Origin of the sequence: Crenothrix sp. (assembly GCF_043729335.1) — a bacterium.
Lineage (GTDB): Bacteria > Pseudomonadota > Gammaproteobacteria > Methylococcales > Methylomonadaceae > Crenothrix.
This window is the reverse complement of the sequence record NZ_JAYTLQ010000002.1, coordinates 119427-139260: the sequence shown is the minus strand read 5'-3', so window position 1 is coordinate 139260 and position 19834 is coordinate 119427. Positions and strand designations below refer to the sequence as shown.

General features: G+C 43.8%; 24 protein-coding genes. 6 read left to right on the top strand and 18 right to left on the bottom strand.

What is annotated here, in order from left to right; all coding sequences use genetic code 11:
• Window positions 1–31: 31 nt before the first annotated feature.
• Both ACHZC4_RS01215 and ACHZC4_RS01210 read right to left on the bottom strand, forming a co-directional pair.
• Window positions 32–1147: a PilT/PilU family type 4a pilus ATPase gene (locus ACHZC4_RS01215; RefSeq protein WP_394751935.1), complete on the bottom strand. Its 1116-nt coding sequence runs from the start codon at window positions 1145–1147 to the stop codon at window positions 32–34.
• Window positions 1148–1159: 12 nt separating this feature from the next.
• Window positions 1160–2197: a type IV pilus twitching motility protein PilT gene (locus tag ACHZC4_RS01210; RefSeq protein WP_394751934.1), complete on the bottom strand. Its 1038-nt coding sequence runs from the start codon at window positions 2195–2197 to the stop codon at window positions 1160–1162.
• 125 nt (window positions 2198–2322) lie between these two features.
• Between ACHZC4_RS01210 and ACHZC4_RS01205 the strand changes: the two genes are divergently transcribed.
• Entirely contained in the window at window positions 2323–3000 is a 678-nt protein-coding gene (locus tag ACHZC4_RS01205) for a YggS family pyridoxal phosphate-dependent enzyme (RefSeq protein ID WP_394751933.1), read from the top strand.
• A 7-nt stretch (window positions 3001–3007) separates the two neighbouring features.
• On the opposite strand, the gene ACHZC4_RS01200 is transcribed toward ACHZC4_RS01205, so the two are convergent.
• Together ACHZC4_RS01200 and ACHZC4_RS01195 are read right to left on the bottom strand one after the other, a co-directional pair.
• Window positions 3008–3649 (bottom strand): hypothetical protein, encoded by a 642-nt coding sequence (locus ACHZC4_RS01200; protein ID WP_394751932.1) that lies wholly within the window; start codon window positions 3647–3649, stop codon window positions 3008–3010.
• Between the two features lie 167 nt (window positions 3650–3816).
• Window positions 3817–4467 (bottom strand): hypothetical protein, encoded by a 651-nt coding sequence (locus ACHZC4_RS01195; RefSeq protein WP_394751931.1) that lies wholly within the window; start codon window positions 4465–4467, stop codon window positions 3817–3819.
• Between the two features lie 392 nt (window positions 4468–4859).
• Between ACHZC4_RS01195 and ACHZC4_RS01190 the strand changes: the two genes are divergently transcribed.
• The 3 genes from ACHZC4_RS01190 (at window position 4860) to ACHZC4_RS01180 (ending at window position 7298) form a co-directional block, all read left to right on the top strand.
• Entirely contained in the window at window positions 4860–5456 is a 597-nt protein-coding gene (locus ACHZC4_RS01190) for a TetR family transcriptional regulator C-terminal domain-containing protein (RefSeq protein WP_394751930.1), read from the top strand.
• A 59-nt stretch (window positions 5457–5515) separates the two neighbouring features.
• The gene (locus tag ACHZC4_RS01185) at window positions 5516–5791 is read left to right on the top strand and encodes a DUF4242 domain-containing protein (protein ID WP_394751929.1); all 276 of its coding nucleotides are present in this window, start codon (window positions 5516–5518) and stop codon (window positions 5789–5791) included.
• A 106-nt stretch (window positions 5792–5897) separates the two neighbouring features.
• A complete protein-coding gene (locus ACHZC4_RS01180) occupies window positions 5898–7298 on the top strand; it encodes a selenium-binding protein SBP56-related protein (protein WP_394751928.1) in 1401 nt (466 codons plus the stop codon).
• Between the two features lie 54 nt (window positions 7299–7352).
• On the opposite strand, the gene ACHZC4_RS01175 is transcribed toward ACHZC4_RS01180, so the two are convergent.
• From ACHZC4_RS01175 to mnmG, 6 genes are all read right to left on the bottom strand, one after another.
• Window positions 7353–7826: an EVE domain-containing protein gene (locus ACHZC4_RS01175; RefSeq protein WP_394751927.1), complete on the bottom strand. Its 474-nt coding sequence runs from the start codon at window positions 7824–7826 to the stop codon at window positions 7353–7355.
• 5 nt (window positions 7827–7831) lie between these two features.
• On the bottom strand, window positions 7832–8686 hold the full coding sequence (locus tag ACHZC4_RS01170; RefSeq protein WP_394751926.1) for a ParB/RepB/Spo0J family partition protein: 855 nt from the start codon (window positions 8684–8686) through the stop codon (window positions 7832–7834).
• A gap of 144 nt (window positions 8687–8830) precedes the next feature.
• Window positions 8831–9097 (bottom strand): hypothetical protein, encoded by a 267-nt coding sequence (locus ACHZC4_RS01165; RefSeq protein WP_394751925.1) that lies wholly within the window; start codon window positions 9095–9097, stop codon window positions 8831–8833.
• Window position 9098: 1 nt separating this feature from the next.
• Window positions 9099–9875 (bottom strand): ParA family protein, encoded by a 777-nt coding sequence (locus ACHZC4_RS01160; protein ID WP_394751924.1) that lies wholly within the window; start codon window positions 9873–9875, stop codon window positions 9099–9101.
• 239 nt (window positions 9876–10114) lie between these two features.
• The gene (gene rsmG, locus ACHZC4_RS01155; RefSeq protein WP_394751923.1) at window positions 10115–10735 is read right to left on the bottom strand and encodes a 16S rRNA (guanine(527)-N(7))-methyltransferase RsmG; all 621 of its coding nucleotides are present in this window, start codon (window positions 10733–10735) and stop codon (window positions 10115–10117) included.
• Complete coding sequence (gene mnmG / locus ACHZC4_RS01150) at window positions 10735–12606, bottom strand: tRNA uridine-5-carboxymethylaminomethyl(34) synthesis enzyme MnmG (protein ID WP_394751922.1); 1872 nt, start codon at window positions 12604–12606, stop codon at window positions 10735–10737. The genes rsmG and mnmG overlap by 1 nt, the downstream gene beginning before the upstream one ends.
• 62 nt (window positions 12607–12668) lie before the next feature.
• On the opposite strand from mnmG, the gene ACHZC4_RS01145 reads away from it, so the two are divergent.
• Entirely contained in the window at window positions 12669–12875 is a 207-nt protein-coding gene (locus tag ACHZC4_RS01145) for a hypothetical protein (RefSeq protein ID WP_394751921.1), read from the top strand.
• Window positions 12876–13039: 164 nt separating this feature from the next.
• Here the strand turns inward: ACHZC4_RS01145 and smbP are convergent, their stop codons facing one another.
• Window positions 13040–13378 (bottom strand): small metal-binding protein SmbP, encoded by a 339-nt coding sequence (gene smbP / locus ACHZC4_RS01140; RefSeq protein ID WP_394751920.1) that lies wholly within the window; start codon window positions 13376–13378, stop codon window positions 13040–13042.
• A 223-nt stretch (window positions 13379–13601) separates the two neighbouring features.
• Entirely contained in the window at window positions 13602–14366 is a 765-nt protein-coding gene (locus tag ACHZC4_RS01135; RefSeq protein WP_394751919.1) for a DUF5765 domain-containing protein, read from the bottom strand.
• 303 nt (window positions 14367–14669) lie between these two features.
• Here ACHZC4_RS01135 and ACHZC4_RS01130 point away from each other — a divergent pair, with 303 nt between their 5' ends.
• Window positions 14670–15401 carry a pteridine reductase gene (locus ACHZC4_RS01130; protein WP_394751918.1) on the top strand — a complete coding sequence of 244 codons (732 nt, stop codon included), beginning with the start codon at window positions 14670–14672 and terminating at the stop codon, window positions 15399–15401.
• 39 nt (window positions 15402–15440) lie between these two features.
• Here ACHZC4_RS01130 and ACHZC4_RS01125 read toward each other — a convergent pair whose 3' ends face one another.
• The 6 genes from ACHZC4_RS01125 to ACHZC4_RS01100 all read right to left on the bottom strand — a co-directional run bounded on the left by ACHZC4_RS01125 (window position 15441) and on the right by ACHZC4_RS01100 (window position 19832).
• Window positions 15441–16004 carry a plasmid pRiA4b ORF-3 family protein gene (locus ACHZC4_RS01125; protein ID WP_394751917.1) on the bottom strand — a complete coding sequence of 188 codons (564 nt, stop codon included), beginning with the start codon at window positions 16002–16004 and terminating at the stop codon, window positions 15441–15443.
• 76 nt (window positions 16005–16080) lie between these two features.
• Complete coding sequence (gene yacG, locus ACHZC4_RS01120) at window positions 16081–16275, bottom strand: DNA gyrase inhibitor YacG (RefSeq protein WP_394751916.1); 195 nt, start codon at window positions 16273–16275, stop codon at window positions 16081–16083.
• A complete protein-coding gene (gene zapD, locus ACHZC4_RS01115) occupies window positions 16275–17045 on the bottom strand; it encodes a cell division protein ZapD (protein WP_394751915.1) in 771 nt (256 codons plus the stop codon). The genes yacG and zapD overlap by 1 nt, the downstream gene beginning before the upstream one ends.
• Before the next feature lie 12 nt (window positions 17046–17057).
• Entirely contained in the window at window positions 17058–17654 is a 597-nt protein-coding gene (gene coaE, locus ACHZC4_RS01110; protein WP_394751914.1) for a dephospho-CoA kinase, read from the bottom strand.
• A gap of 2 nt (window positions 17655–17656) precedes the next feature.
• Complete coding sequence (locus ACHZC4_RS01105) at window positions 17657–18526, bottom strand: prepilin peptidase (protein WP_394751913.1); 870 nt, start codon at window positions 18524–18526, stop codon at window positions 17657–17659.
• 85 nt (window positions 18527–18611) lie between these two features.
• On the bottom strand, window positions 18612–19832 hold the full coding sequence (locus tag ACHZC4_RS01100) for a type II secretion system F family protein (RefSeq protein ID WP_394751912.1): 1221 nt from the start codon (window positions 19830–19832) through the stop codon (window positions 18612–18614).
• Between the last annotated feature and the right edge of the window lie 2 nt (window positions 19833–19834).

The following is a 19834-nucleotide window of genomic DNA, read 5'->3' as shown; positions in this document are numbered from 1 at the left end:
AGACGCAAGATTTTGCGTCTCTACTATGAGATTAGTTTTGTATTTCAGACAGAATCAAGCCATCGTTGTTTTCCACACCGTTACTATTAGTGCTCATCTTAATCATTAAACGCACTTCATTTCTGGAGTCGGCGTAGTCTAGTGCATCCTGATAGCTGATTTTTCCGGCGGTGTATAAGTCATAAAGCGCCTGGTCGAAAGTCTGCATGCCTTGTTCGCGGGAGTTTTTCATTAACTCTTTAAGCTTGTGTACCTCGCCTTTACGGATGAAATCTTTAGCCAAAGGTGTATTGATCAAAATTTCAATAGCAGGGTAACGACCTTTGCCATCGGTGCGTTTAATTAACTGCTGCGCTACAATTCCTCGCAAATTTAATGATAAATCCATGTGTAACTGATCGTGCATTTCATCTGGGAAGAAATGCAAAATTCGGTCAATCGCTTGGTTAGCATTATTAGCATGTAAGGTACACAGGCACAAATGGCCGGTTTCCGCAAAGGTGATAGCATTTTGCATGGTTTCACGGGTTCTGACTTCACCGATCAAAATAACATCAGGCGCTTGCCGTAAGGTATTTTTTAAAGCCACATCGTAGGATTCGCTGTCAACGCCCACTTCACGCTGGGTAATAATGCAGCCCAAATGCGGATGATGAAATTCTATCGGATCTTCTATGGTGATAATATGCCCGCTGCTGTTGATATTGCGGTGTCTAATTAACGCGGCTAATGTAGACGATTTACCGGCACCAGTGCCACCTACGAATACAATCAGTCCCCGTTTTTCCATAATCAGGCTTTTTAGGATAGGCGGCAGATGCAGGGCATCGGCATCGGGAATTTCATTTTCAATCCGTCGCAACACCATGCCGGCAGAATCTCGCTGTGTAAACGCACTGACCCGAAAACGACCTAAATCGGGTAAAGTGATGGCAAACTGACATTCCTTGGTATTTTCAAATTCAGTTTTCTGGCGCTGATTCATAATACTCAACACCACCTTCATTGCTTGGTCTGCCGACAATACCGATTTGGACACTTCAACCAGGCTACCGTCTACCTTCATGGTCGGCGCGCGTTCAGCAGTAATAAAAAAATCTGATGCTTTCTTTTGCACCATTAAAGTAAGTAAGGCTTTAAAATCCACGAGTGTAACCCTTTATCGGAACATGTCTTTGTTAACTGCTTTACCCATCGCCATTTTGGAAGTGATTAAACCTTTCTCAACCAGTTCCTTCAGGTTTTGATCCAGCGTTTGCATACCTTCTTTGCGGCCGGTTTGAATAGCCGAATACATTTGCGCCACCTTAGCTTCACGGATCAGGTTTCTGATTGCCGAAGTGCCGATCATAATTTCATGGGCAGCGATACGGCCACCGCCTACTTTTTTGAGCAAGGTTTGTGAAATGACCGCTTGTAATGATTCGGACAACATGGCGCGTATCATGTCTTTTTCTGCCGCAGGGAATACGTCAATAATACGGTCTATAGTTTTAGCAGCAGATGTGGTGTGCAAGGTACCAAACACCAAATGGCCGGTTTCGGCAGCGGATAATGCTAAGCGAATGGTTTCCAGATCACGCATTTCACCCACCATAATAATATCCGGATCTTCACGTAATGCCGAGCGTAAAGCTTCGTTAAAACCGTGCGTATCGCGATGCACTTCGCGTTGATTGATTAGACATTTTTGGCTTTCATGCACAAACTCAATCGGGTCTTCAACGGTAAGAATATGGTGGTATTCATTGGTGTTGATGTGGTTAATCATGGCTGCCAACGTGGTTGACTTACCGGAACCGGTAGGCCCTGTCACCAAAATCAGCCCACGGGATTTTCGGGTAATCTCCTGAAAGAATTTAGGCGCTTGCAAATCTTCAAGACTTAATACTTTTGAGGGAATGGTTCTAAAAACCGCCGCAGCGCCGCGCCCCTGATTAAAAGCATTGACACGAAACCGCGCCACATTAGGTAACTCAAATGAGAAATCGGTTTCTAAAAACTCTTCGTAGTCCCGGCGCTGTTTGTCATTCATGATGTCATAAATCAGCGCATGGACTTCTTTATGGCTCAAAGAGGGAATATTAATGCGTCTAATATCGCCATCAACTCGAATCATGGGCGGCAAACCTGCCGATAAATGCAAATCTGAAGCGTTGTTTTTCACTGAAAAAGCCAGTAACTCGGTAATATCCATAACATCCTTTAAAAACTATTGAACAGGTAAAAACGCAAAACCTTGCTCATACAATAGTTCAAGTCTTTGCATTTTTGAAGTGATGCGGTTAAATAAACAACCTCATCACTATTTTACGCCAACTTATGGACACAATCAGTCAGCGACTTCAACATATTCTTGCCGATATAAACACTCTGCAAGAGTCTGCGCAGCGTACTTCACAGTCAGTTTTGTTGTTAGCCGTCAGTAAAACCAAGCCAGCTAGCGACATAGCGATTGCTTACCAAGCCGGGCAACGCCATTTTGGGGAGAATTATTGTCAGGAGGCGCTAAAAAAACAGCAGCAATTGGGGGCTTTCGATATTACCTGGCATTTTATTGGCCCTATTCAATCTAATAAAACCAAGGACATTGCCGCGCATTTTCAATGGGTACACAGCGTAGACAGTTTAAAAATAGCCAGGCGCTTGAATGATCAGCGGCCAGATCATTTGCCGCCACTTAATATTTGTTTGCAAGTGAATATCAGTAATGAGGCAACAAAATCGGGAATTAGTTTGGCAGATTTGCCTGAGTTAAGTGCTGCTGTAGCAACATTACCCCGCTTAAAATTACGCGGTGTGATGGCTATGCCGTCACCGCAAGACGATTTTGAGTTACAGCGACAACCTTACCGACAGCTCTATCAGGCTGTCGCTACGCTTAATAATCCTAACTTGGATACCTTCTCGTTTGGCATGAGCGGCGATTTAAAAGCTGCTATTTTTGAAGGCGCTACTATGGTTAGAATTGGTACGGCTTTATTCGGTTATCGCTCGTAAATTATAATCAGTAAACTTGTTGAGCAATAATGAAATCGGCTTCTTCGCAATCTATTTTTTGTTTGCCGACCCGAAGAATATAATCCGCCAAAGCGACAATTGCACGCCAGTGCGCGGGGTTGTTAATAAAGTTAAGCGCCGTTAAAAATAATTCCGCAATTTTAGCAATCTGTTCTGCTTTTTCTGTAATAAAGCAGTCTAGGTATTCTCGAACCGTATGGAGATCTGATGTTTCGCCGTAATATTGCAGCGGTTGCAGAGGGATTAAACAGGGATTAATAGGGGCGTGATCACGTAGCGCAATGTACTTGGCTTCGGCTAAGGGGCCAACCAGCAGATTGACAATATCGGCTTCAAATGCCAGTTGATAGGCTTGTTTTTGGGCATCGGTAAAGCTTCTGGTGGCTTCAGCGATAGAGGAGGGGAGGGTATGAATCAAGCGTCCGCCATCGATTTTGGCGATCCATCCGTTGTCCATCCGACAGGTATCATGGGTAATGAAAATTTGGAAAAAAATAGGTGGTAATTTTCTTTGTTTATTGCCTAGGCAAATAGCGGTTGCATGCCCCGCTTCATAAATAGCGGTTTCAAGGCTAATGTCATTGCGACTAAATTGATTTAAAGAACGCGTTATATGATTACTGTTCATTGTGACTCCTATCGAAGAAGATGTGTGACGTGCTGGTGTAATTTAGCAGACACATATTACGATAATCTTAAAAATTTATTGACAATTAATTTTTTCATTTTTCATGGGTAATGTATAAGGTAGATCGAAGAGGTTTACAAAAAACTTTCAGATTGTTGCAAAGCTGTTCACAGATGCTGTTGAGTAATGATAAAACCTGCTTCTTCGCAGTCTATTCGGTCTTTGTCTACCCTCAGGATATAATCAGCTAAAGCCACAATTGCCGCCCAATTAACCGGATTGTTGATAAAGTTGAATGCCATTAAAAATAATTCTGCAATTTTATCGGCACGTTCAGCTTCGTCAGTAATAAAGCATTCTAAATATTCACGAACGAGTTCAAGGTCTGAGGTACCGCCATAATGATGTAAAGCTTGCGGCGGAATTAAACGCGGACTAATAGGTTCATCATCGCGGAGCGCAACATATTTAGCTTCCGCCAGAGGGCCGACGAGTAGATTAACAATATCGGCCTCAAAGGCATCTCGATAGTCGTATTTTTGAGCGGCGGTAAAATGTTTAAATGAGGGCAGGGCATGGATTAAACGTCCACCTTCTATTTTGGCAATCCACTCATGGTGGCTTCTACGCAAAAGCGACGTGCTATAGGGCACTGATTTTCGGTTAATAACAATCTGAAAAACAATATCGGGTAACTGCCTTTGTTTATTGCCAAGATAAATGGCGGTTGCATGACCGGCTTCATGAATCGCGGTTTCTCGATTGGATTCATGCTTGCTGATATAGCTTAAAGTAGGTATTAATGCTTTGCGGTTCATAGTGACCCCGGCTTAAAAAAAATGCGGGTTAAAATAGCAACCCGCATTGCAGAGAGGAAGGATGATAACTGCTGTCTATGAGGACTCATACACAAGAGTTGGATCAAGTGTATCGATATAATAAGTCTTTGAAAATGTGGCATATTGACGCGCGGCAATATGCCACTGCTCCTGGCATTATAATTGCTGCATATAATTATTTTGCTTGTAGAAAAAGCATTCAAAATCAGGCCTCGCTTGATAATAAGGTTTAATTAATGACCAAAGTAGGGCATATCCCACAGTCAATTGTGGCATATCACATCCTGATCAATTTCTATCCTAGCAAGTGCTTGTTACAGCGATATTAAAAATAGATTGACAACATAAGACAACCGGTCATATTATTAATCATGACTAGTCGCACTCAAAAACAAATCAATAAGGAAAATCTTTTAAATCAAGGTGTCATGCTGCTTATGCAGCAGGGTTATCACGGAACGGGGCTCAAAGAAATTTTGGATGCGGAGGGTATTCCTAAAGGTTCTTTTTATAATTATTTCGGCAGTAAAGAAAATTTTGGTGCCGAAGTGATTCAGCATTACATCGAACCTTTTATCGCGCAATTAAATAGCCATTTGCAAAATCCACATATCGATGCCTTAACCGCGTTGCGGCGCTATTTTAATGAATCTATTGGGGAGCTTGAAAAAACTGAGTTTAAGAGTGGTTGTCTACTGGGCAATTTAATGGGTGAATTAGGCAGCAGCAATGAGTTGTGCCGAATGGCTTTACAGAGCACATTAAATCGTTACCGAAATTTACTGGCCACAGGACTTGCGAAAGCACAACAGGAAGGTTCGGTGCGTGATGATAAAACCGCCACCGAGCTAGCTGATTTATTACTCAATAGTTGGCAAGGTGCGTTGCTGCGCATGAAAATAGAAAAATCAGTGTCACCACTGCGCCAGTGTTGTCAGGATTTACTGAATGATTTTTTTAAAGCGTAAGAGTTAATTGCGTTTTAAACAAAACATCTCAATATTAACGTTAATCAGGAGAATCAGTTATGCCTAAATTTATTATCGAACGCGATATTCCCGGCGCCGGTGCATTAACAGCGGCAGATTTGCAGGGTATTTCCCAAAAGTCATGTGGTGTTCTGAGTAAAATGGGGCCGCAAATACAATGGGTCGAAAGTTTTGTAACCGATGACAAAATCTATTGCGTATACATTGCCCCCGATGAAGCCACAGTGAGGTCACATGCAGAACAAGGCGGCTTTCCCGCTAATCGTGTTTCGCAAGTTAAAGGTATGATTGATCCCACCACGGCGGAAGGCTGAGATTGCTTTAGTAATCCACATAAAAATAACAATACTATTGAGGGTGTCCGGCGCATAAGGGCGCTCAACATAGTCGCCTTTGGGTGATAGCAGAGAGGAAACACTAATGATTAATGCTCCAAAAAGATTAAATCGATTGTTATCGACGTGTATTATTGCGGCATCGGTATTTACGGTAGGCGGACTGGCTATAAACACTGTTCAGGCGGATGAAACCTGCGTGTCGCCATATATGCCTAAAATTACCGGCCAAGAAGATTTTGTGTATGTGTGGACTTTAGGTTCGGAAGGTGTCGGCGATGAGCAAGATAAATTAGTGACTGTTGATGCCAATCCAAAATCCAAAACTTACGGAAAAGTGGTCAGTACGGTGTCAGTGGGTGGGCGCAATGAGGCGCATCATGCTGGTTTTACCGATGATCGGCAATATCTGTGGGCGAGTGGATTGGACACCAACAAAATCTTTATCTTTGATGTGCATACCAACCCCGCCAAACCGGTTTTAACTAAAACTATTACTGATTTTGTCGGCAAAAGCGGCGGTGTAGTGGGGCCTCACAGCATTTATGCGCTGCCCGGAGTTATGATGATGACCGGGCTTTCCAATAATAAAGATCATGGCGGCAAAACCGGTTTAGTGGAATACACCAATGCCGGTGATTATGTTGCTACACACTGGACACCGGTGAATGGTGCTTTGCAGGGTGCAGAAAAAACCGGCAAATTTGCCGATGGCTATGGTTATGATGTACGCGCATTGCCAAAACTTAATTTCATGTTGACTTCATCGTTTACCGGTTGGTCCAATTACATGATGGACTTTGGCAAAATGCTTAAAGATCCAGAAGCCATGAAGCAGTTTGGCAATACGGTAGTGGAATGGGATCTGCATACTAAACAGCCCAAAAAAGTATTTGATGTGCCGGGCGCTCCTTTAGAAATTCGCTGTGCGTTGGATGACAGCCATCATTACTGCTTTACCAGCACGGCATTAACGTCAAAAATATGGCTGATTTATGCCGATAAAAAAGGCGCGTGGCAAGCTAAAGAAGTGGCAGATATTGGTGTACCTAGCGAAATTCCATTGCCGGTAGACATCTCCATACAAAACGATGACAAACTGCTGTGGGTGAATACCTTTATGGATGGCAAAACCCGCGCTTTTGACATTAGCGATCCGTTTAAACCCACGCAAGTATTTGAGCAAAAAATCGGCGCACAGGTCAATATGGTGTCTTCAAGCTGGGATGGCAAGCGCTTGTATTTTACCTCGTCGTTACTGGCGAATTGGGACAAAAAAGGCGTGGATAATGAGCAGTTCTTAAAAGCTTATAACTGGGATGGTAAGGCGCTTAAAGAGCAATTTGCCATTGATTTTACCAAGGAAAAATTGGGGCGTGCCCATCAGATGTTGTTTGGTGCTTATGCGCTTTATGGCGCGAATAAACCGGTGGTCGCATTAGAATCAAAAGTAGTGGACGCTATAAAGACCGTTATTAAAAAATAACAGCGTAGATTTTGGTTGGGTTAACGGTTTTATCGTTAACCCAGCCCGGTGGACTTACTCGAGCGCCAGAATAAAATCCCAGTGCTGTTGGCTTATCGGCATAATCGACAAGCGGTTTCCACGCCTTACCAAAGCCAAGTCAGTCAATTCAGTTTTAGCTTTTAGTTCTCTCAGCGTAATGGTGCGCGACAGCGTTTTAACATATTTAACATCGACCATTATCCAGCGCGGATTAGCCGCATCACTTTTAGGATCAAAATGGTGGTCATCAGGATCAAACGCTGAAAAATCCGGATAACCTTCTTTAACCACTTCCATAATCCCGACTATGCCGGGCACATCGCAGTTGGAGTGGTAAAAAAATATCTGGTCGCCCACTTTCATATCATCGCGCATCATGTTTCTGGCTTGATAATTACGCACGCCATCCCAGTGTTCGGTTTGATGCAATCTTTTGCTTAAATCAGCTATGCTAAAGGAATCCGGTTCGGATTTCATGAGCCAGTAATTTTGTGGGGGCTTTTTCATGATTCCTACACGCTGCGCTTAATATGCTCAATAATCCCATCCAATTCTTCCAGGCTGGTATAGGCAATAACCAATTTTCCGGTGCCATTTTCCTTATGGTCAATCATTACTTTAGCGCCCAATTGCGCGGTCAAATCGCGTTGTAAGCGTAAGGTATCATGGTCGATAATCTTGGGTTTAATGACTTTGGGTTCCAGCTGACTTTCTTTCGCCAAGCGTTCTGCATCACGTACTGTTAAGCCTTCCTTGACAATTTTATTAGCAATGGCAACTTGTTTAACATCATCCAAAGACAGCAGCGCTCTGGCATGGCCCATTTCCAGTTGGCCGTTAATAAGTAGTGTTTTGACGTCGGGATGCAAATCCATCAGCCGCAATAAATTGGTGACAGTAGTGCGTGATTTGCCCACCGCATCGGCAATTTGTTGATGGGTCATGGTAAATTCATCCAGCAAACGTCGTAAAGCGGCTGCTTCTTCTAAGGGATTAAGGTCTTCTCGTTGAATATTTTCAATCAGGGCAATCGCCATTGCCGAGCGGTCATCAATGTCTCTGATAACCACCGGAATTTCTTGCAAACCAGCTAATTGCGCTGCACGCCAACGCCGCTCTCCGGCCACGATTTCATACTTGTCTGACCCGATACTGCGTACAACGACGGGCTGGATAACGCCCTGAGCTTTAATAGAATCGGTTAATTCCTGTAGTTTTTCCGGATTCATATCTTTACGCGGCTGATATTTACCGCGTTGCAGATATTCTATCGGCAAAGTTTGTAACGGATTTTTATTCGGTTTAGCCGACATATCGCCCATTAAGGCATCCAATCCTCGACCCAATCCACGTTTTATTGCCGTCATCTATTTAGTCTATTATGAGCTTAGGGGTTATTGCGCTTTTGGACGCAACACCTTTTGGTGATATGCGCCTGAAATGCGCATGAGGTTTTTGCTTGTAGAATAACGTCCACCGGTGTGCGGACGTTATTCAAAAGACAGGCGGTATTATAAGCTATGCTGTTGCAGCATAGTTTCAAAATCATCCAAAAAACTTTTTAAAGCCTCGGCTTCTTGCAATAACAGATGATTTTTTAACGGGTCAGTTTCTATTGGATGAAGGGGGTTTTGCAAATCGACACTGACCAACTCTTGATTTTGGCTGACTTGTGCTTGTTCTATAGTTGATATTTGCTGCGAAGCTCTTGCCATAATGGGCACTTTAACTAGCAGAGCTTCCAGGCCGCGTCCTAATCCTCGTTTTGCTAATACCATATTATTTGGATTTCTCGTTCTTAATCATTTCATTAGCCAAGGCAACATACGCAATAGATCCCCGAGACGACTTGTCATAGTTTAAAACCGGCAAACCATGGCTGGGCGCTTCGGCTACGCGTATATTTCTTGGCACACAGGCTCTGAATACTTTATCGCCAAAATAGCGGATCAGCTGTTCAGACACATCTTTGGTCAGACGATTTCTGTCGTCGTACATAGTGCGGACAATACCTTCTAAATATAGTCCGGGATTGACGGTTTCCTGAATATTTTTTAACGTGTTCATTAATGAAGAGATACCTTCCAATGCGTAATATTCGCATTGCATAGGAATAAGCAGGCTGTTAGCTGCCACCATTGCATTTAAAGTCAGCATGTTCAAGGATGGTGGGCAATCAATCAGAATATAATCATAGTCGGCTTTAAACGACTGTAAGCCATCCGCTAAACGCGATTCCTTGCGCTCGGCTTGCATCAAGTTGACTTCCGCAGCCGTTAAATCGGCATTGCCAGCAATCACCGAAAATCCCAAATCCGGCAAGGCAATCACGGTTTCTGAAGCCGGAATAGTGTCTTGCTCCATTAAAAGATCATAACTGGAGTGGCGAATTTCCTGTTTATCCACACCGCACCCCATGGCGGCATTGCCTTGTGGATCAAGATCGACCAGTAACACACGCTTTTTAACCGCAGCGAATGCCGCAGCCAGATTGACACAGGTTGTGGTTTTACCAACGCCACCTTTTTGATTGCTTACGGCAATTATTTTAGCCACTTAATATTTCCTCGTTTACTGTTGATTTCGCATCCCCCCCCTTTGAAAAAGGGGGGTCGAGGGGGATTTGTTTTAAAAATCTCCCCTTTCTGACCCCTCTTTTACAAGAGGGGAGCTGAGTTCTTAGGTAACTCGCAAAAAATACAACACCCAATATCACCTTGATATTTAACAGTTGCCTGGTGGTTTGCTATCGCAAAACCACCCTACGATAATGGGGATATTTATTGCGAGCTAGCTTACGTTGATTGTATGCGTACCAAATATCGTTCCGCCTCAACACCTGGAACAGCTATGGGAATCAGCGTGGATTGTTGTGTTGCGATTTGCGCCAATTCTTCATCGAAATTTTGTCCTTTCATAGCCAACACAATAGCGTTTTCAGCCAGCAAATGGCGGGTTAAATCGATAATAACCGGCAAGCTGGCAAAGGCGCGGGTCGTGACGGTATCAAAGCCCAACTCTGGCTGGTAGTCTTCAACTCGGCTGTGAAAAACACGGACATTGTTTAATTTTAGTTCCAGTATAGCCTGTTGCACAAAGCGTGTTTTTTTTGCATTGCTATCAAGCAGGGAGAAATGTAGATCAGGCAAACAAATCGCCAACGGAATGCCAGGCAAGCCCGCGCCTGTGCCGATATCAATCACGCGCTGGCCGTGGATATACGGCACTATCGCCAAACTGTCCAACAGATGCAAAGATACCATGTCTTCCAGCTTACGGATGGCAGTCAGGTTATAGGCTTTATTCCATTTTGCCAGCAGCTTGATAAACGCTAACAGTTGCTCGATTTGCGCATCTGTCAGCGTAAGTGACAAGGCTTCAAGGCCTGCTTTAAGAATTTCTTTACACCGTTCCATTAAGCGCTTTTCTTTTTCAAATAAACCAGTAATAACGATACCGCCGCTGGTGTCATGCCAGGTATACGTGATGCTTGACCCAAAGTTTCAGGGCGTTGTGCCGTCAGTTTTTGGCTGATTTCATTGGATAGACCGGATACCCCTTGGTAATCCAGCGTTTCAGGTAAGCGCAAATGATCGTAACGCAGCACTTTATCAATATCCGATTGCTGCCTGACAATGTAACCTGCATATTTGGCCTGAATTTCCACCTGTTCGCCAACCTGCTCATCAATCAGTTCACCGCCGTCCAAAAATTCCAATAGCTGCGCCATATCAATTTCAGGTCGACGTAATAAATCCATCAAATTGGCTTCTTTTAACAGCGGGGTACCCCACAATTCAGCCACACGTTCGGCTTCTGGGCTTTCGGTTCGTACCCACTTCTTTTTCAGGGTTTCCTGTAACTCGGTGACGGCATCGCGTTTTATTTCAAATGCCCGCCAGCGCTCATCATCCACCAAGCCTAATTCACGGCCTTTAGGTGTTAAGCGCAAATCGGCATTGTCTTCACGTAAAATTAACCGGTATTCGGCGCGACTGGTGAACATACGGTACGGCTCTTGGGTGCCGCAGGTAATCAGGTCATCAATCATCACGCCCATATAGGCTTCATCACGGCGTGGACACCAGCTTTCCAGGCCTTGTGTAAGGCGCGCAGCGTTTAAACCGGCAATCAAACCTTGCGCTGCGGCTTCTTCGTAGCCGGTTGTACCGTTGATCTGTCCGGCAAAAAACAAGCCGTCCAGATGCTTGGTTTCCAGCGACATTTTTAAATCACGCGGGTCGAAAAAGTCGTACTCAATCGCATAACCGGGACGAATGATTTCGGCATTTTCAAAGCCTTCCATAGAGCGCACAAATTCGTATTGCACATCAAACGGCAGGCTAGTGGAAATACCGTTTGGATAAATTTCGTGGGTATCCAAACCTTCGGGTTCAACAAAAATCTGGTGGGTGTCGCGGTCGGCAAAACGCACCACTTTGTCTTCAATCGACGGGCAATATCGCGGACCGATGCCTTCAATCACGCCGGAATACAACGGCGACCTGTCTAAACCAGCACGGATAATATCGTGGGTTTTTTCGTTGGTGCGGGTGATATGGCAGGGAACTTGCCGTGGATGTTGGCTACGGTTGCCCATAAACGAAAAGACCGGTCTTGGCGTATCACCATGCTGTTCGGCCAATTTGCTAAAGTTGATGGTTCTACCGTTAAGTCTTGGCGGTGTGCCGGTTTTAAGCCGGTCGATACGGAACGGCAATTCCCTTAATCTATCCGCCAAGGCAATCGATGCAGGGTCACCGGCACGGCCACCGCTGTAATTTTCCAAACCAATATGGATTTTACCGCCTAAAAAAGTACCTGTGGTTAACACAACGGCACGCGCCATAAAATCAAGCCCCATCTGAGTTTTAACGCCCACTACTTTGCCGCCTTCAACGATTAAATCGGCAACGGTTTGTTGAAACAGCGATAAATTAGGCTGATTTTCCAGCGTATGGAGGATGGCCTGCTTATATAGCTTGCGATCGGCTTGGGCGCGGGTTGCCCGTACCGCAGGGCCTTTGCTTGCGTTAAGAGTACGAAACTGGATGCCGCCAAGGTCAATGGCTTTGGCCATAATGCCACCCAGCGCGTCAATCTCTTTGACCAAATGGCCCTTGCCTATGCCGCCTATGGCAGGGTTACAGCTCATTTGGCCGAGGGTTTCTATATTTTGGCTGAGCAACAAGGTGTTTGCGCCACTGCGCGCTGCTGCCAAGGCTGCTTCAGTACCGGCATGGCCACCGCCGACCACAATGACATCAAAATCTTTTTTGAATTTCACGAACGTTATATACTCTAAAGGGTTGTTACAATAACTTTTGTTAATATTATAAAGGGTAAATCATGAAAAAACGTAGAAATATGAACAAAATGGAAGAGCCAGCACGGCAAAATCCGGTGGCGAAATACGCGCATCTGTTTGTTAAGGCGCATGTGTTTGCAGACAAAAGCAAATACAGTCGCAAAGGCAGACAAGGAAAGCAGGAGGATTTCCCAGTGATTCAAAACAGAACCACTGGGAAATCTTCTTGTTTCTTTGTGCATCAATAGTGACATTTTAGTGTGCTGGAAGCTAACGCTTATGTGGAGCTAGACCAGGCAGTTCAGCCATGAGGATATATAAAACAATGGGCGCGAAGGTTGACGATGGGTTAAGCCTTCGCGCTGGGTATCATGCCTGCCAGTCTTAGTCGGCGGGTTTTAAGGACTAGTGATTATTTCGCTTCTGATGCCGTCAAATGTGCGACAGCTGCCTCAGCATGTTGTGTTGCCACGTCTGCGTGCCCCATTTTTCCGTGTTCAACAGCTGCTTCAAGTTCTGCCGCCGCCGCATCAAGGTGTGTTTTTGCAATACCTTTAGCAACTAAAGCTGCTGCCATAGTGTGTTCCAATGCTGGGAATGCGTGTTCCACCAGCACGTCCGCATGGCCTGCTTTACCGTGCGTTACCGCTGCATTGGCATGCTCTAATGCAGCATCAGTATGGGGTTCTGCAAACACTGCTGTGCTCAGAGAAAATAAAAGTGCGATACCTGCGAATATTATTTTTTTCATTGTTTCTCTCCTAAATTAATATAACTGCCCCTCGTTTATCAGGCAGTGTGAATATTTAAATGGTCATAGAAATTATTGTCATTGCACTGATCGAGCCAATGCATAACATTAGACTATGGAAAAATAAAATTGTTCCCAAGTGCGCAAAAAAACATCAGGTTGGTGGAGGTGCAGGGAACAAAATCATGTCCCCTGCAATGCTGATTTAAGCGTTAGCTCTGTATCACACCTGATCTCGCGTGGTTAAGTGAGTGAGCCTGTTGTAAAACGGCCATGTTTTAACGTGCAAATATTTTCTGATCGGCGTTTTAATGACTGATACGCACAAGGCAATCGAAAATAAACACCAAACTGCGGCATATTCGTTAGGATCATCGGTAGTAATATCGGAAATAAAAGGTCCTATCAAATAATGAAATCCCACAAAACGCCATGAGCCATAAACAATTGGCACATAAAACGCCGCGATAGAATAGCTGAAGACATGCAGTCCCCATTGATAGCCAAACAACCAGTCGACAGGGCCTGACATCAAGCCATTTAATGGCATTTGCCAAGCAATATGCCAGGCGCCATGCACAGAACATACGGCTGGGCCACAAAAGCCTTCAATACCAATCACGCATTTGCCGGCCCATACAAACGGGTACATTTTTATTAACATTAAAACGGTGCTGGCGGTGCAAATCGTGTACACCACAGTACTGATTTTTTCTTTGACCTCTTGAGGAATAAAATACATTGCCACCATATTGACAAAAAATGGCTGAAACGCAACGTGTACATAGCCCAAAAACGTCAATATCTGATTGCTTGGGTTATCACACAAATCGATATAAATGTAGGTTATTGCCTGTAACAGCTCCATTAATGCAAAATACGTTAATGGAATCCACAGCTCTTTTGACTCCCCTTTCCACGCAACATAAGCTGCTGTACTCAGTCCTGCGGCGGCTAAAACACCGGACGCTTCTCCACTCCAACACATAAACTAACCTTTCTATAAGATGCTGCCATCCCGCGCCTGGCGCAGGTTTTGGCATTAAAACGATTTATTATACTTCTTGAGTACTACTGCCAGTTGTACCCACCCCTTACCCTTATCTGTTTTTGCAACGTTAGAAAGCTGCGACGTTATTCTATTACACTGGCGAAATATACGATAATGGATTGTTAGCTAGCAGGCGAATTAAATTAACTTTCAAATTATTTTCATTTATTAACGATTTTTGGGCGTTCCTCTGTAAAATCAGAGCAGTTATAGCCTGCTTCTTAATGATAAGGTTTCTCTATGAAAAAAAACGTACTCATTACCGGCGCAGCCAAGCGCATAGGGGCAAGCTGTGCAAGGCTGTTGCACAATGAGGGCTGTAATGTGTTATTGCATTACCGATCATCTCAACAAGATGCTGAGCTGCTTTGTTCTGAACTTAACCAAAAGCGATCAGATTCTGCCAGACTTATTCAAGCTAATTTACTGAATATGCACGAGTTGGATAAGCTAGCGCAACAAGCGTTATCTAACTGGGGCGGGATAGATGTGTTAATCAATAATGCCTCATCGTTTTACCCGACACCGTTAGCCAGTACAACGGAAGCTCAATGGGATGATTTATTAGGCAGCAATCTGAAAGCCCCCTTTTTCTTGTCTAAAGCTTTGTCTGATGGCTTGTCAAACCGCCAAGGCTGTATTATTAATATTGTTGATATTCATGCTGAACGCGGCTTGCCCGATTATACGGTCTATAGCATTGCCAAAGCCGGATTGGTGGCGATGACCAAAGTTTTAGCCAAGGAGTTGGGGCCACTGGTTAGAGTCAACGCCATTGCGCCTGGCGCAATAATGTGGCCTGAAGGGGGCTTGTCAGAACAAGCTAAAAATGAAATTTTGCAGCGTGTTCCGCTTGAACGTAGCGGATCGCCGGAAGATATTGCCAAAGCCGTGCTTTATTTAGTAAAAGATGCGAATTATACGACGGGGCAGGTGCTTACAGTAGATGGCGGTAGAACTTTGTTTTACTGATATTTGATGTCATTTAATCCGTACACAAGGTTCTAAACGCTACCGGAACCTATGCGCCAGTTCTGCATTTATTTCTGTAATATTAAAATAGTCGGGTTCAAATTTTTCGCCTAACCAATGCAAGAGCTCTTCGCGATCTGGGTTGTCAGTTTCAGTTAGTGTTTCCAGAAGATCAGCATAGCCCCACACACCACCACAATCTTCTGGTGGGCAAGCAAGCTTGCCTTTAATGCAAGAAGGGAATACGGTTTTTGCATCATAGGGAAGGATCTTTTCCAGCTCTATTTTATGGCGCCAGCTATCGCCAAAATCATATTCGTAAATGATTTTATCTTTTTCTTTTTTTAATAATTGCGACAGCTTGTATTTGGATTCGTCTTTGCATTCCATGCCAAAATCATCATCGTAGGGTGGTGCATAAAACACCTGTCCAGCAACGAATTGATGTAAATGGCTGTCGGTCCACCCCATCACAATCTGAATCACCTTGTGAAAAACACTGAGGTTAATATTGCTGGCAACTAAAACTCTCCGCCAAATAGGCGGTTTTGAATCGTTCAGGGTTATTTTTAATTGATAAATATTGGCTGGTTTAATTGTCATTTTAGCGGCCTGCTATTAAACAAGGGTTAAGTATACTTGGGTATATCTTAAAGAATAATTGTACAACGCATAACTGTCAAATGTCTTTCCAGTCTTGCTCATCATCTAGTAAATCTTCGCCGGGGATTGATTTTTCTTCCATAAACCATTCACCTAAATCAATAAGCCTACATTGCTCAGAGCAAAAGGGTTTGAACAGTTGCTCGGATGTCCAGGCAACTTGCCTTTTACAAGTGGGGCATTTAACATTAAGCGGTTTAGTTAATGACATTAGAGCATACAGCAACTCAAGGTGAAGGGGATATCATTTGGGCTTTGTACGGGGCGCTTTTCATCCGCAGATGGAACCATAAAACGAATAGTGCAACGGTGTTTGCCGCCGCTAATCTCTACAAAACACGGTATCGATTTTTCCAGCGTCACTTTAATTAATTGCATAGGCTGGCTGGCATCCAAAACAATCTGGAAAAAACCGGCTTCGGCTATTTCTTGGCTGGTGGTGTTGCTATTACGGATCATCTCAAGCACCAGTTGATTGGCTAGGCGAATGTCCTCAAATGGACTGCTCCAATACTGTAAATCTTTAAGGCGCGTGGCTTCATTTTGTTCCAGCCAATAATGGTATTCGGGCAAATCAAAAGAGCATGTGCCACCAGGTATGGCACTACGTTGATTAATACTTTGAAACAAATCGCTCGACATCATATTCACGTCAACGCGGTCTTTGGTGGCGTACAGTCTTTCTCTGATCTGATTGATTTTAGTGAGCAACTCTTGCAGTTTGCCCGTGCCCAGGTTTTGGCTGTTAACAATTTTTGTTAACACTTTGAATTGGCGTTCCAGTTCTTGCAATATTTCTGATTTGAGATTATTACGTCTAAAAATAGACACAATATCCAGCAAAAGATGAATGGTAATGCGTTTGTCAGTCACAGTATCCCGGACTAAAAAATGACTGAATTGTTGAAAAAGCTGTTCGAGCCGTATGAAAACTCGAATCCTTTCATTGAGTGGAAATTCATAGGTAATGGTAGTATTCACAGACAGTTTATCCTAAAGTGTGCTTAATGAAATATACAACTGGTGCAGTTTTTTAACCTGGTGGGCAAGGTTGTTTTCCGTTTCTGCGTTATTAATAATATCATCGGCTTTTGATAGTCTAATGTCTCTAGCTATCTGGCTATTGATTATCGCCTGAATTTTTTCAGCGCTCATATTTTCCCTTTTTTTGACACGTTCTATCTGTTGCGCTACTGAGCAATCTACAACCAGTATTCTATCAGCAATACTTTCCATTTGGGTTTCAAAAAGCAGTGGCACACAAATAATACAATAGGGCGCATGCAATTGAGTTAGTTTTGATTGTAAACCGCTGTAAACCAAAGGATGTAAAATAGCTTCAAGTTTTTTTTTTGCATAATTGTCGGAAAAAATACAGTCGCGCATTTTTTTTCGATCTAACACACCCTCTACACTGACAAAGTCTGTGCCGAAGGCTGTTTTTATGTGTTCCAAAGCAGGTTGTCCCGGCTCAACCAATTGATGGGCGATTTCATCAGCATCAATAACAGGAATATTATGCGCCACGAACAAGTTGGTGACTGTTGTTTTCCCACAGCCTATGCCGCCTGTCAAGCCAATTTTTAGCATTACTACAGACCCACTATATTCAGATAGAGTTGATTAATCGGCTTGCCCCATAACAGCGCTATCCATCCTGCTGCTGCTAAATAAGGCCCAAAAGGAATAGGCGTATTGCGGTCACGATTGCCAAAGATAATCATAGCCGTACCAATGATGGCTCCCACTAGTGATGACAATAAGATAATCATCGGCAAGGTTTGCCAGCCTAGCCACGCCCCGAATAAAGCCAGTAATTTAAAGTCACCGTAGCCCATGCCTTCTTTGCCGGTAGCTAATTTAAACAAATGATAAACGAGCCATAAAATTAGATAGCCAGCACACGCCCCGATAATACTGGTGGGCGCATCGATGAATATATTAAATACACTTAATAACAAACCCAGCCACAGCATCGGTAAAGTAATTGAATCCGGTAACAGTTGCTGATCAACATCAATAAAACTAAGGGCAATTAATGCCCACGTTAACAGCAAAGCAAAAACGGTTTGCAATGAGTAACCTAAGTGCCAGGCAACAGCAATGGATAACACCATAGTCAACACTTCAATAGCCGGATAGCGTATTGAAATAGGATGACGACATTGCCCACAACGCCCCCTTAGTAAAACATAGCTGATAACCGGCACATTTTGATAGGGTTTAATGGGCGTTTTACATTGCGAGCAGCGTGATAGCGGCAAAACCAGATTAAAAGGTTTTTCGATGTTGTCGATGTCATCGAGTTCAAGCTGTAAATAGTCGGCACACTCATTACGCCAATCGCGGCGCATCATAATCGGCAGTCGGTAAATCAGCACATTCAGAAAACTGCCGACCAGTAGGCCAATAATCCCTACAATCGCACACAGCAAAAAGGGTGATATGGGATTTAATAGCATGAGGCTGTATGCATAAGGTTTCTATAACTAACGTATTGTTTATGGATAATTATCTAATATATTAATACAAATAATAGACAGCCAATTAACCCACCGCCGCACCCATTTTGAAAATGGGTAAATACATGGCAATAATCAAGCCACCGACTAAAACCCCCAGTACCACCATAATTAAAGGCTCCATTAAGCTGCTAAGATTATCAATCAGATTGTCTACATCTTCTTCATAAAAATCAGCTACTTTTGCTAACATACTGTCGATAGATCCCGATTCTTCACCAATAGCGACCATTTGCTGCACCATGTGCGGAAACAGTGTGGTTTGTTGCATGGCAAACTGCAAGCGTTGGCCAGTGGCCACTTCTTCGCGCATTTTTAAAACAGCATCCGAATAAATAATATTGCCGCATGCGCCCGCCACAGACTCCAGCGCATCAACCAACGGTACACCTGCCGCAGACATGGTCGATAGCGTTCTTGCAAACCGTGCCACAGCAGATTTGTTTAATATCATCCCGACAACAGGTATTCTCAGCAAGGTGCGATCCAGGACGTGATTAAATTCGCGTGAGCGTTTTTTGAAATAACCAAAGGTATATACAGTCGCGCCAATCACCGCAATAACCACCCACCACCACGCTTGCATCCATTCCGACATATTAATGACCATGCGGGTGAAAGCCGGTAAGTCCGCACCAAAGCTTTTAAATAAATCTTCAAATACCGGCACTACAAATACTAACAAGATAACAGTCACTACAAAAGCGACGACCAGAACCGCTATCGGATAGGTCAATGCTTTCTTGATCTTCTTCTTCATCGACTCAGTTTTTTCTTTGTAAGTCGCAATCTTGTCCAGTAAGGTTTCCAGGATACCGGCATGTTCACCGGCTCTGACCAAGTTACAAAACAGCTCGTCAAAATACAGCGGCTTTTTACTCATGGCTTCGGTTAATGTACTACCTGCCTCAATGTCGGCTTTAACATCCAATAGCATGTTTTGCATACTTGGGTTTTCGTGGCCTTTGGCAACAATATCAAAAGATTGCACCAGCGGTACGCCAGCACCCAGCATGGTGGCTAACTGACGTGAAAATATGGCAATGTCAGCGGGGGTAATCGGTCTGGTGCGTGCGCTGAACAGGGATTTGGACTTGGTTTTAATACTAATAACCTTAATCCCTTGTCGCCTTAATTCGGTACGGGCAAGGGCTTCGGTTTTGGCAGCAATTTCCCCTTTGGTTCTTTTGCCGGTCTTATCTTTACCTTGCCAAATAAAATCTAGTTGCTCAATCTGTTCTGCCATGG